This window comes from Phyllobacterium sp. CCNWLW183 (genome assembly GCF_037203775.1).
GTDB classification, from domain to species: Bacteria; Pseudomonadota; Alphaproteobacteria; order Rhizobiales; family Rhizobiaceae; genus Phyllobacterium; species Phyllobacterium ifriqiyense.
The window spans coordinates 341,458-354,111 of the sequence record NZ_JBBCBN010000002.1; the positions used below are offsets into that span (position 1 = coordinate 341,458).

Genomic DNA, 12,654 nt, shown 5'->3' on the forward strand with positions numbered 1-12,654 from the left:
GTTCGTCTAGGGATCAGGACTTTTTGGCTGCGACTTCTTCATCCCAGCGGCGGAAAGCCACGACCATGGATGATGGCTCGAGGGGAATTTCGACCGGGTTATTGGCGATCCAGTCAGCATATTCGGCACGACCGAATTCAGCGATGGCATCCTGACTTTCCTGGGGGGCCATCGTAATGGGAACATCCTTCACCGCAGGACCCGGATAGAAGTAACCTTGATCATAAGTATATGCCTGCTGCTCCGGTGTAAGCAGGAAGCTCATCAGATCAAGCAGAACAGCAAGCTTCTCATCAGCGATACCTTTTGGCACGCACATGTAATGCGCGTCAGCGACCCAATGGAAACCTTTCAACGGTGCAACAGCGGCTTCCTTCGGGACAACGCCCAGCACACGTGGATTGATATCCCAACCGGTGGTGGAAACGGTCATGTCGCGCGTTCCTTCGCCGAGTTCCTTCATCAAGGCGCCCGTGCCGGTCGGGTAGTATTCAATATATTTGTGCAATTCCTTAAGATAGACCCAGGTCTTGTCCCAGCCTTTGACCGGATCTCGCGGGTCGATATCACCCAGCAAATAGGGCAGACCCATCAAAAATGTACGGCCCGGGCCGGAGTTTGCGGGGCGCGCATAGAGGAACTTGTTTGGATTTTCCTTTGCCCACGCAAGCAGTTCCTCGGCGGTCGTTGGAACTTTTTTCACACGCTCCGGCATATATTCGAGGAGCGGCCCAGAGGGATAATAGGTTACGATTACGCCGTGATCCTTGCCCAAGGCAAGCATGCGGTGCGCAGGCTCGAGATAGATTTTAGCAAGATCGGGCAAGGAAGCCGAATGATCAGGCAAAAGCTTGACCCACAAATCCTGGTCAAGACCCGCCGAAAGCGCATCTGTGCCCGTCAATACAAGATCGATATCGAGCCTGTTTGCGGCCTGCTGCGCCTTGATTTTTCCGGGAAGTTCCGGTGCCGGCGCTTTCGTGAAGGTGATCTTAGAAACGAGTTCCGGTTTTGCCTTGGCGTAGTTTTCGATCGCCGTTTGCGTCAGTGCAAGGTTGCCCGCCACGTCAGCAATATTCAATGTGATGGGTGAACTCGGCAAAGCCAGTTTGGATTGAGCAAAAAGACGTGTTGCCGGCAAGGTGGCAACCGCCGCCAATCCGGCAATAGCGTGCCTGCGTGTAATGCGGATCATGACTTCCTCCCTGTTTAATTCTCTCGCCCTATTTTCGGGCACGACCAGCTTCCCGACTGGTCAGTATTGTCTAATATATTAATCTATCAGATGGAGATAGCAAGGGCCTTCATCTTAGACTATCTGTGTAACGGTTCTTGCTGCTCCAAGTCGCATCAACTTCGCAAGTTGGGTCTTTACCAATTGAACGAATGCTTCATTTTCTGGCAAATCCCGTCCAAATATTTGGTCCATTCCGATAAATGCGGTCACCAACTCCTCGGCATTGTTCTTGTTCGCTGCGCGCTTCTTGAGTTCAGCTGCAAGCGGATCGCGAACGTCGATAGCGTCTCCTTTTTCGTCTGCGCCAGTCACGTATCGCATCCAGGCTGCTACTCCGAGCGCCAGACGATCAAACGGCAAGCCGTTGTCGATACATTTGCGGATAGTATTCAAAAGGCGTTGGGGCAGTTTCTGTGAGCCGTCCATGGCAATCTGCCACGTACGATGCCTAAGAGCAGGATTACAGAAGCGTTCACGCAATTGCGCCTTGTAAGCCTCCAGATCGAAACCCGGAAGCGGTGGAAGCGTAGGGGAAATTTCCTCATCCATCATCGCTTTGATGAGTTCGCTGAAACCTGGAGCTTTCATAACGTCCGAGACCGTTTCATGGCCCGCCAGATAGCCAAGATATGCCAATGTGGAGTGGCTGCCATTCAGGAGCCGAAGCTTCATCAGTTCAAAAGCATCAACATCTTCCACGAAGGTTGCGCCGAAATTTTCCCAAGCTGGTCGGCCAGCCGGAAAATGATCTTCTATAACCCACTGCGTGAAGGGTTCGGTCATAATCGGCCAGGCATCAACCAGCCCTGTTGCGCTCAAAGTCGTTGCGCGGTCAGCTTCAGTGGTCGCTGGAACAATTCGATCAACCATCGTTGATGGAAAGGCGATTTTCTCCTTGATGTAATTTGCAAGTTCGGAATCGCGCAGTTCAGCAAAGCGTGTCACGACACGTCGCAACGTCTCGCCATTTGCGGGAAGATTGTCACACGATAGAAGCGTAAAAGGTTCGATCTTATTGGCGCGCCGACGAGAAATAGCTTCAACGATGAAGCCTATCGCCGATTTCGGAGCAGCGGGGTTCGCAAGATCGTGAACAATGTCGGGATGAGCTTCGTCGAGCGCTGCGGAAGCCGGTGAATAGCAATAGCCCTTTTCGGTCACGGTAAGCGAGACAATCCGAACCGCCGCATTCGTCATGGCGTCGAGAACGGCAGCCGGATTTTCCGGGGCGATCATAAGCCCGCCAATGCTTCCGATCACACGGAAGCTGTCTTCATCTCCACTGCGTGTTGCAACGGTATAAAGCCCGTCCTGTGGCTCCAAAGCATCACGTGTATCACCACTGCGCAAAGACACGCCGAGGATACCCCAGCTATTATCGCCGCTGGCCAATACGCTATCCGTATAAACTGCCTGATGCGCGCGATGAAAAGCTCCAATGCCAAGATGAACTATGCCGATTTTTGTCTGGCTTCGATCATATCCAGGGCGCGTCACCTCCTTTGACAGATGTGAAAGCGTAGCGTTGGAAAGACGTGCTGGTTTAGTCATTTTTGTATTCTTTCAGTCAAAGCTTGTAGGCTTGTTTTGCCAGGCGGTAGGCCAAGTCATGGGCGACTTCATGCGCCTCGTCTTCGTCCAGTCGATGATCGGCAACAAGCCGGGCAAGAAATGAACAATCGACACGACGCGCCATATCGTGCCGCGCCGGGATGGAGAGATAAGCTCGCGTGTCATCGTTAAAGCCGACCGTATTGTAGAAACCAGCGGTTTCAGTCGTCAATTCACGAAACCTGCGCATCCCTTCAGGACTATCATGAAACCACCATGCAGGTCCGAGCCGCAGGGCAGGGTAATGACCTGCCAAAGGTGCAAGTTCCCGGCTGTAACTTGTCTCATCCAGCGTAAACAGAATGAGTGTCAGGCGGCTATCATTGCCGAATGCGTCTAATAGCGGCTTCAATTCCTCCACATAGCCTGTTGATCGCGGAATGTCGGCACCCTTATCCATGCCAAAGCGCTCGAACACCGATGCATTATGGTTTCGGAAGGAACCCGGGTGTATCTGCATGACCAGCCCGTCTTCGGTGCTCATGCGCGCCATTTCGGTCAACATTTGAGCTCGGAAAAGATCCGCATCGGCCACTGAGGCGTTCTTCAATACACGCTCAAACAATGCCGAAGCTTCCGAAGCCGAAAGATTGGCGGTACGCGCGTTCGGATGGCCATGATCTGATGATGTAGCGCCACGCTTCTTGAAGTAGGCTCGCCTTATGCGATGAGCTTCAAGATAACCCTGGTAATCAAGCTTCGTGCCAGCCAAAGCGGTGAAGCTCTCAACATTGCTCCGGAAATCCGGACGCGATGCGTCAATCACGGCATCGGGGCGATAGGCTGGCACCACGCGGCCATCCCAGCCGGATTTTAGTATCGCATCATGTGCGGCCAGATCGTCTGTAGCGGCATCCGTGGTGGAGATGGCTTCAATCCCGAACTGATTGTAGAGGGCCCGGGGACGCATGGATGGATCAACCAACCGACCGGCGATTTTGTCATAGAGCGCGTCTGCATTTTTCTCCGTAAGGCGCTCTTCAATCCCAAATACGGTTTCGAGTGCTTGCTCGAACCAAAGTCGTGATGGAGTGCCTCGAAACAGATAAAAATGTTTCGCAAACAAGCGCCATATCTTGCGCCCGTCGGTCTCGACCGGCCCGCCATCCTGTCTTGGCACACCAAGATCCTCAAGCTGGATACCTTGCGAGTAAAGCATGCGGAAAATATAATGGTCGGGCTTTACAAAAAGGCTGGCAGGATCGGGAAAAGCCTCATCCTTGGCATACCATGATGGATCCGTATGGCCGTGTGGTGAGATGATAGGTAGACGCTCCACTGCGTCGAACAAGCGTCTCGCAATCAAACGCGCGTCAGATTCAATTGGGAATAGTCTGTCTGGGTGGAGTGCCATGGATGTTCCTCGCCGCCGTTCAATTGATGTGAACGATGATCTTGGCGAAGAGTAAATAATAATATATTAGTATGTCAACAGCGTGCGATTGCGTTTATATCGCCGGATAACGATGCCATTGGACTATGAATTTATACGGAATTCCATCATTCAATGAGACTGACGGTCTGTGATAGGTGGAAATGGAGTGCTGAAATGACAGCAGAGAATGTCGGGGGGAAGACTGCGGAGCTAGCATCGCCAGCGCCGGAATCCAAGCCTGATCGCGCCGTTCAAGCTGCGCGATCCAGTTCGAGAGGCGCTCCTGCAGGGCGTATGACCACCGCGATGGCTATTTATCGCGAACTTCATGCAGCCATTGTCGCCATGGAGATGACGCCTGGCACAGCACTTAACGAGAAAGTTTTGACGGAGCGTTTCGGTGTGAGCCGCACGCCTGTCCGCGAAGCATTGATCCGCCTCGTTGAAGACGGACTTGTCGACGTGTTTCCGCAATCGGGAACTTTCGTTGCCCGTATTCCTGTAGCATTGATACCGCAAGCGGTGATCATCCGGCAGGCGCTTGAAGGCGCTACGGTCGAACGCGCGGCGGCGGTTGCGACGGCGAAGGATGTTGAATGGCTGGACGAGATACTCGCCCGCCAGCATTTCTTTGCCGATAGGCAGAATATGAGTGCATTCCACGAAGCTGATGAGGCCTTTCATGAGGCCATCGCGGGAATTTCCGGACATCCTGGCATCTGGCACTATTTAAAACCCGTGAAAGTGCAGATTGACCGGGCACGGCGTATGACGCTTCCGGGTCTGGGCCGCATGAACCATGTTCTTTCCGAACACAAGATCATTCGCGACGCGATTGAAAGCCATGACGTTCCCGCCGCTTGCGCGGCAATGAAGCAGCATTTGAATGCCGTCATTCCCGACATTGAAACATTGAGAAAAACCCACCCTGGATCATTTGTCTGATCCGCGGTTGGAATACGAAAATTTGACGGAGGAATAATGCGTCAGGCATGGAGATGGTTTGGACCCAAGGCCGGGGTTTCGCTTGATAATGTGCGTCAGGCAGGCGCGACCGATATTGTATCTGCCCTGCATGAAGTGCCAATCGGCGAGGCTTGGACGACAGATCAGGTTCGCGCTCGTAAATCATTAATTGAATCGACTCCATCGGATCGTACACCGCTCACATGGTCCGTGGTGGAAAGCATTCCAATTCCTGATGCCGTAAAGCGTCTTGGTGGCGCGGCAAAACACGAAATTGCCGCGTGGATCGCCAGCATGGAGGCGCTTAGCGCCAATGACATCAAGGTCATTTGCTACAACTTCATGCCCGTCGTCGATTGGTGCCGTACAGATCTTGATTATGTAACGCCTACGGGCTCGACGGCCATGCGTTTCGACCATAACAGCTTCGCCGTATTCGATCTGCATATCCTGCAGCGTAACGGCGCTGAAAAAGACTATTCTGCTGCCGATCGTGAAATCGCCAGCGATCTTTACGAAGCCATGGGCGCACAGGAGATTGCTGACCTCACCCGCAATATTGCGAGTGCGCTTCCAGGGTCGACTACTGAACCGCTTACTATTCCGGCCTTCCGCGACAAGCTTGAAGCCTATTCCGGCATTGATGCACCGCGTTTGCGCAAGCATCTGATCGAATTTCTTGAAGCTGTGACGCCTGTGGCCGACGATCTTGGCGTGAAGCTTACCTTGCATCCGGATGATCCGCCCCGTTCGCTCTTTGGCTTGCCGCGTATTGCTTCGACAGAAGCCGATTATGCCGCCTTGTTCGACGCTGTGCCATCTGCTGCAAATGGCATGTGTTTCTGTACAGGGAGCCTTGGCGTACGCGCCGATAATGATTTGCCAAAGATTGCGCGGCGCTTTGCCTCGCGCATTCATTTCTCCCATTTGCGTGCAACAACGCGTGAGGGCGATGGGCGCAGTTTCCATGAAGCAGCGCATTTGGAAGGCGATGTTGATATGGTTGCGGTGTTGCGCGAATTGCTCGCCGAAGATAGGAAGCGTGCCAAGTCGGACAGCATTATTTTCCGCTCGGACCACGGTCATCGCATGCTTGATGATCTGAACAAGGAAGTTACCCCCGGCTACCCTGCAATCGGTCGTCTGCGGGGGCTTGCCGAGCTGCGCGGTATTATTCACGCTCTGGACGCGAGCGCACTCGTTTAAATCTGATCACATTTTGGATTTTCTTCAGCCCCGGTTCAAATCGAGCCGGGGTTTTCTACATCTAAAGACTTAATGGTTTTTAATCCTTTTAGCGCCAACCCACATCTTAATGGCATCCTGTTTAATAATTCGATCATAAATCATCACATTATCGCCATAGTTCGAAAGCCCCAGAGGCATATCTAAACCCCAGATAAGCAACCGTGATCACGTTTTGAGTCACAATAAGACAAGTTTTTTTAATAACTTGGCATTTCTATTCAGATAGACTCAACTGTTCTTATCAATCGCGACACCTCGGTGCCACATTTCTACAAAATAGAAGAGGCGCATCATCCGCGCTGCGATCTACTTGCCCAAGATCATTTCCGAGCGTGTTTCTTCATCAGGCGTTTCTGCCGTGGGCCATTTAAAGTGCGATTTATTTATGATCTCTTTTGCAGGTATCCGTTCGGTACTCGTCACCTCCATTGTTCTTTTAATGTTTGGTGCGGCTTCCGCCAATGCCGCATGCGGTGGCGCTTCCTGGTATGCACTTCACTCCAAAACCGCCTCTGGTGAACGCATGAACCCTTCCGCTCTCACAGCTGCGCATCGCACGCTTCCTTTCGGCTCCAAGGTTAAAGTTACCAATCAGCGTAATGGCAAATCCATCGTCGTGCGTATCAATGATCGGGGTCCGTTCATCAAAGGTCGTGTGATCGATCTTTCAAAGGGAGCTGCAAACCGTCTGGGCTTTGTCGGTGCGGGTCACACAAATATCTGCATGGCCCGTCTCTAATAAATACGCCAATAATCTCGGCATTGACCTTGATCGTTGAACGTGACATCGCCATGTGAACATTCGCGTTAAAATCGGGGGCGTTCCATGGCACTGAAAGTCGCGGTCCAGATGGACCATATCAATTCTATCCGGATCGGCGGCGATACGTCCTTCGCGCTTTGTCTTGAAGCGCAAAAGCGCGGTCATGAGCTTTATCACTATACGCCCGACCGGCTGAGCATGCGCGATGGTGTTGTCCATGCGCGGGTTGAAGAGCTGAGTGTTCGCGACATAGAGGGTGACCACTTCACGCTTGGTGAGCAGATATCCCGCGACCTGTCAGAGATGGATGTGGTGTTGCTGCGGCAAGATCCGCCGTTCGACATGAACTACATCACAACAACCCATATGCTGGAGCGCATTCATCCGAAGACGCTTGTCGTCAATGACCCGGCCTGGGTGCGCAATAGTCCGGAAAAGATTTTCGTTACCGAGTTTCCCGATCTCATGCCGGAAACGCTTATCACCAAAGACCCGCAGGAAATCGCTGATTTTCGTAAAGAGTTTGGCGACATTATTCTGAAGCCGCTTTACGGCAATGGCGGCGCAGGCGTATTTCATCTGGCTGATGGTGACCGCAATCTGACATCGCTGCTGGAAATGTTCGGCCAGATGTTCCGCGAACCCTTTATCGCGCAGCGCTATCTCAAGGATGTCCGCGCCGGCGACAAACGCATCATCCTGATTGACGGTGAACCAGTGGGCGCGATCAACCGGGTTCCTTCCGAAACCGATGCACGGTCCAACATGCATGTTGGCGGGCGGGCCGAGAAGACCGAGCTGACAGACCGCGAGCGCGAAATTTGTGCCCGGATCGGCCCGTCATTGCGTGAAAGAGGTTTCATCCTCGTCGGGATCGATGTCATTGGCGACTATATGACCGAAATCAATGTGACTTCTCCGACCGGTGTAAGGGAAGTCAAAAAGTTCGGCGGTGCTGATATTGCGGCTTTGTTCTGGGATTCAGTGGAAGCCAAGCGGCGATAAAATCCGCCTGTTCACTCAATGTTCTTGTCATGCGTGATGAAACGTGCTGATGTGAAAACATTAGCACGTTTTCATTTTGGATTATTGTATTTTCAAGGATCATTGCATGGTTACCCGTGTCCGTACGGTCGCCTTTCAGGGCATTGAGGCCCAGCCCGTCGATGTGCAGGTGATGATCGCTCCCGGGAAAATGGGGATGCATATTGTTGGTCTTCCGGACAAGGCTGTTGCCGAAAGCCGCGAGCGCGTACAGGCAGCTTTGCATGCATCCGGACTTTCGATGCCCGTCAAGAAGGTTACCGTAAATCTTGCTCCCGCAGATTTGCCCAAGGAAGGCAGTCATTATGACTTGCCCATTGCGGTTGGGCTTATGGCTGGCCTTGGAGCTATTCCGGCTGATGCGCTGCAATCCTATGTCGTGCTGGGCGAGCTTTCACTTGATGGCACAATAACGCATGTTGCAGGCGTCCTGCCCGCTGCCATTGCGGCGAACCGGCAGGATCGTGGCCTCATATGTCCTGCGCCTTGTGGACCAGAAGCGGCATGGGCTGGTTCGGAGATCGATATACTCGCGCCGCGCAGCCTGATTGCCCTCGCTAATCACTTTCGTGGCACGCAGGTTTTGTCGCGCCCGGAACCTGCAATGCAGGCCAGTGCGACGGGCTTGCCGGATTTGACCGATATAAGGGGGCAGGAGAGTGCCCGACGTGCTTTGGAGGTCGCAGCTGCCGGCGGACACAATATGCTGATGTCGGGCCCTCCAGGGTCCGGAAAATCCATGCTGGCGCAACGGCTCCCCTCTATCCTGCCGCCATTATTGCCGCGCGAATTGCTGGATGTATCGATGATAGCTTCCATCGCAGGCGAGCTGATGGGTGGTAAGCTGACCGACCGACGTCCCTTCCGTGCGCCCCACCACTCTGCATCCATGGCGGCGATGGTGGGCGGAGGAATACGGGCGAGACCGGGCGAGGTCTCGCTCGCCCATCGCGGCATATTGTTCCTCGATGAGTTTCCTGAATTTACACCGCAAGTTCTGGATTCGCTGCGGCAACCGCTGGAGACTGGAGAGTGCATGATTGCCCGGGCCAACCATCGCATATCCTATCCGGCGCAAATCCAGCTGATTGCTGCCATGAACCCGTGCAAATGCGGCATGGCGAGTGAACCGGGGCACCGTTGTGCAAGAGGCCCAAGATGCCGCGAGGACTATCAGGCGCGGATTTCAGGCCCACTGCTGGATCGTATTGATATCAGGATTGACGTACCTTCCGTGAGCGCGGCTGATCTTATCAAGCCTTCGGCTTCGGAAAGCAGCGCAGTGGTGGCGCAACGCGTTGCGCGCGCCCGCACGATGCAGAAGCTGCGTTTCGAGCAGCTGGGGGTTTCGGCCATTACGACCAATGCGCAATGTTCTGTCGCGATAATCGAGAAAATAGCTCAACCGGACAAAGCAGGCACGGCCCTGCTGCATCAAGCCAGCGAGCAGATGAAGTTTTCGGCCAGGGCCTATCACCGGGTGCTCAAGGTAGCGCGAACTTTGGCGGATCTGGAAGGACAGGAAACAATCGGTCGTATCCATCTCGCCGAAGCTATCTCATACCGAATGGGTGCAGATATGGCGACGACGCAGCATGAAAGTATAAGAGGTTATTGATGGCACATGGATAAACGGCTGATCCCCATTTCGGTCATGAAAACATCCTGCGGTTTTGCCAGCGGCCTTTTCGCTCACCAGCGAAATGACGCGGCGATATTGGCCAATTATACGCAATGCGTGATGCCAGATGATGAATTCTGGATCATTGGAGATTTCAGCCATGGTCGGCAAAAGCATAAGGCAGGTTATCTAAAATCGCTGTTTGAGCGAGTCCCGGGCAACAAGCATCTTATTTGTTAGCAATCACGACAACAGACAGGTGAAAACACTCGGCTGGGCACCCATTTCCCAATTGATTGAAATCAAGGACGGCGAGCAAAGCCTGACCTTGTGTCACTATCCTATGATTAGCTGGAGCCATGCAAGATGTGGAGCAATTCAGCTGTTCGGGCATGTCCACCAACACTGGCAGGGTTCGTGTAACAGCATTAATGTTGGTGTCGATCTTTGGAATTTCATGCCGGTCCGCATTGATACGATCAGGCAACGCGCTAAAGACTTACCGGTGAACCAACATTGGCATCAGGTCGAACGCAATGCGGATATTTTTAGCTAGAGCCTTCTCGTTCAACAGAGCGATTTACTTAAAGATGGGTTGAACGCTGTTACTGAACTGAACCGACCAGAATGTTGCTTGGGGCTTCAATGCTGACCCAACGGCCTGTATTGTTGGAGGCCTGACGCTTCAGATAGGTGTAATCGGTTTCCGACCAGTTCTTCACGCCATCAACGAGATTGTCGAGGATGAAGTCGCCGCGATCGGTGCGTACGGTTAAGACGGCATGACCTTCGCCATCAGGCTTGCGAACGACAGTTATCAAAAGATTGGCTGGCGAAATACCAGCTTCCATCAAATCGCGACGCTTCAAAAGAACGTAATCTTCGCAATCGCCGACCGCATCGGGATAAGCCCAGAATTCTTCAACACCATAGATTTCCATATCGGTCAGTGGCTTGATCTTCTGGTTATCATTGCTGTTGACGCTGACAATGAGCTGCCAGAAATCATGATTCATCGTTTCCGGCATTACATTCCGGCTTTTGATGTTACATTCTGCGGGAAGCCTTTTGCAAAACTCGTAATGACCGATCGGCTGTGATGTCATTCCACCCGTCTGCATGAAAGGCTCCGCGGCGGCGGCAGGATTTGCACAAAATGCAGCAGTGAAAAGCGCAAGGGCAAAGCCCAAGGATTTCATTTTGTTGACTGCTGCAAACATTCTTAACTCCAACCGACTGCCGATCATTAACAAAACGTTAATGTCGGAGTGGACCATGAGTCAATCACAATGGCGCCACGATCCCGCCATTGTTAATATATGGTTAAAATTTGAACTTTCGCACTTCCGCAATAGTGATGATGTAATTTTCGGCGCTTTTTGTCATATCCTGTTGAAGGCAAGCCATCCGGACAACGCTTTGAACGGCGCTGCCTTGCTCCGTAAATAATTGATATGGCGCGCCTTTTAAAAGTGGCCGTTCTGTGCGGATTGGTTCCTGCCGGAAGGTTTTATACTTGGTGCTCAATCTAATGGATTAGCCTGAAAGCCCTGACGACCGCCGTGTCGTGCTAAAGTTGGCCGATCTTGAAAGTTCAGCCAAAGAATGCACGCATCCTTTGGCTGTTCCGATCAAACCTTATCAATCGACAGAAAGAACATCTCCCGTGCGACGGTCAACACTGACTTCGATATCCCGGCCGCGACGATCAAGGCCTTCAATCACATAGCGCGAGCGTGTTCTTTTCACTTCATCGACGGTCCTCACCCCTTCAGCGCGCGCAATACGAACGGCCTGGCGCTCGCTGATCTCGCGGCGATCCCGGTCTCTGCGGTCGCGCCGGTCCATACGATCCGGCTCAACGATACGCACACCATCGGGGCCCAACTGGATACTTTGCGCGAAAGTCTGTGGCACAGCCGTGAGTGCCATAAGGGATGCCGCACCAATAATAATCAATTTCTTCAACATGATTTTCGTCTCCTCCGATAAACAGTCAATTCGCCAGCTTGCTCAAGGGAACGCTTTATAAGCAATAGCGTTCCCTTGGTTGTGTCTTATCAGTGTGGCATCTGCACAGGATTGACTATTCCAGCGCGAAGGAACCAGTCTTGATTTCACCGGCCCTATGATAGGTGTTAATAACCACGCCGGTCGTTGAAGCCTTCGAACCAACCAGTTTCAGTGCGCCGGGCTTGGCCTCCGCGCTGAAAAAGGCTTTGCCTTTGCCCAGCACAATCGGGAAAACCCAAAGGTTCAGCTCATCGATAAGATCATCCGCCAGCAATGCGTGCACGAGCTGGCTGCTGCCTTGAATAAGTATGTCGGCACCATCAGATTGGCCGAGTTTGCGCACTGCTTCGGTTATATTGGGATCAAGTGCGACAGTGTTCTTCCAGGTGAGCGTATCGGGGGAAGAGGTGGCTACATATTTTGTGGCAGCGTTGAATTTGTCACCAATAAGGTCACCCGCTTCGACTCGTGGCCAATGTGCTGCAAAAATATCATAGGTTCTGCGGCCAAGCAGAAGATCGAAAGGTGTAGCCATGGCTTTGTCCATGACCTCACCCATGATTCCGTCCCAGTAATGAAATGTCCAGCCGCCATATTTGAAGCCGCCATCCGTGTCCTCCTCGGGGCCGCCTGGCGCCTGCATTATACCGTCGAGTGACAGGAAGGCTGTTGCGATGATCTTTCTCATGTCTGTGTTCCTCACTTTGGGTTGTATGAAACTAGGACGAACAAGCCTTGTCTTTCCCGACATGGTTTTTGATTTTTTTAGCAATAGG

The 12,654-nt window shown here is 52.7% G+C and carries 13 protein-coding genes; 7 read left to right on the forward strand and 6 right to left on the reverse strand.

Annotated elements, in window-relative coordinates:
- Window positions 1-13 precede the first annotated feature (13 nt).
- The 3 genes from V9K95_RS07450 to uxaC form a co-directional block, all read right to left on the reverse strand.
- Window positions 14-1,192, reverse strand: coding sequence for an ABC transporter substrate-binding protein (locus tag V9K95_RS07450; RefSeq protein ID WP_336440492.1), 1,179 nt, complete (start codon window positions 1,190-1,192; stop codon window positions 14-16).
- Window positions 1,193-1,309: 117 nt separating this feature from the next.
- Window positions 1,310-2,788, reverse strand: coding sequence for a mannitol dehydrogenase family protein (locus V9K95_RS07455; RefSeq protein ID WP_336440294.1), 1,479 nt, complete (start codon window positions 2,786-2,788; stop codon window positions 1,310-1,312).
- A 16-nt stretch (window positions 2,789-2,804) separates the two neighbouring features.
- Window positions 2,805-4,202, reverse strand: a complete 1,398-nt coding sequence (uxaC, locus tag V9K95_RS07460) for a glucuronate isomerase (protein ID WP_336440293.1) — start codon at window positions 4,200-4,202, stop codon at window positions 2,805-2,807.
- 195 nt (window positions 4,203-4,397) lie between these two features.
- On the opposite strand from uxaC, the gene V9K95_RS07465 reads away from it, so the two are divergent.
- The 6 genes from V9K95_RS07465 to V9K95_RS07490 all read left to right on the forward strand — a co-directional run bounded on the left by V9K95_RS07465 (window position 4,398) and on the right by V9K95_RS07490 (window position 10,421).
- Entirely contained in the window at window positions 4,398-5,168 is a 771-nt protein-coding gene (locus V9K95_RS07465) for a GntR family transcriptional regulator (RefSeq protein ID WP_115054567.1), read from the forward strand.
- 36 nt (window positions 5,169-5,204) lie between these two features.
- Entirely contained in the window at window positions 5,205-6,395 is a 1,191-nt protein-coding gene (gene uxuA, locus V9K95_RS07470; protein ID WP_336440292.1) for a mannonate dehydratase, read from the forward strand.
- Window positions 6,396-6,822: 427 nt separating this feature from the next.
- Window positions 6,823-7,176, forward strand: a complete 354-nt coding sequence (locus tag V9K95_RS07475; protein ID WP_307281671.1) for a septal ring lytic transglycosylase RlpA family protein — start codon at window positions 6,823-6,825, stop codon at window positions 7,174-7,176.
- Between the two features lie 87 nt (window positions 7,177-7,263).
- Window positions 7,264-8,205 (forward strand): glutathione synthase, encoded by a 942-nt coding sequence (gene gshB / locus V9K95_RS07480; protein ID WP_115054570.1) that lies wholly within the window; start codon window positions 7,264-7,266, stop codon window positions 8,203-8,205.
- Window positions 8,206-8,311: 106 nt separating this feature from the next.
- Complete coding sequence (locus V9K95_RS07485) at window positions 8,312-9,862, forward strand: YifB family Mg chelatase-like AAA ATPase (protein ID WP_336440291.1); 1,551 nt, start codon at window positions 8,312-8,314, stop codon at window positions 9,860-9,862.
- Window positions 9,863-10,124: 262 nt separating this feature from the next.
- Window positions 10,125-10,421, forward strand: a complete 297-nt coding sequence (locus tag V9K95_RS07490) for a hypothetical protein (protein ID WP_336440290.1) — start codon at window positions 10,125-10,127, stop codon at window positions 10,419-10,421.
- A 49-nt stretch (window positions 10,422-10,470) separates the two neighbouring features.
- On the opposite strand, the gene V9K95_RS07495 is transcribed toward V9K95_RS07490, so the two are convergent.
- A complete protein-coding gene (locus tag V9K95_RS07495) occupies window positions 10,471-11,085 on the reverse strand; it encodes a transglutaminase-like cysteine peptidase (RefSeq protein WP_435530097.1) in 615 nt (204 codons plus the stop codon).
- Here V9K95_RS07495 and V9K95_RS07500 point away from each other — a divergent pair.
- Window positions 10,985-11,314 (forward strand): hypothetical protein, encoded by a 330-nt coding sequence (locus tag V9K95_RS07500; protein WP_336440506.1) that lies wholly within the window; start codon window positions 10,985-10,987, stop codon window positions 11,312-11,314. The genes V9K95_RS07495 and V9K95_RS07500 overlap by 101 nt on opposite strands.
- 192 nt (window positions 11,315-11,506) lie before the next feature.
- Here the strand turns inward: V9K95_RS07500 and V9K95_RS07505 are convergent, their stop codons facing one another.
- Together V9K95_RS07505 and V9K95_RS07510 are read right to left on the reverse strand one after the other, a co-directional pair.
- Window positions 11,507-11,836, reverse strand: a complete 330-nt coding sequence (locus V9K95_RS07505; RefSeq protein WP_115054573.1) for a PepSY domain-containing protein — start codon at window positions 11,834-11,836, stop codon at window positions 11,507-11,509.
- A 115-nt stretch (window positions 11,837-11,951) separates the two neighbouring features.
- On the reverse strand, window positions 11,952-12,566 hold the full coding sequence (locus V9K95_RS07510) for a dihydrofolate reductase family protein (RefSeq protein WP_336440289.1): 615 nt from the start codon (window positions 12,564-12,566) through the stop codon (window positions 11,952-11,954).
- Between the last annotated feature and the right edge of the window lie 88 nt (window positions 12,567-12,654).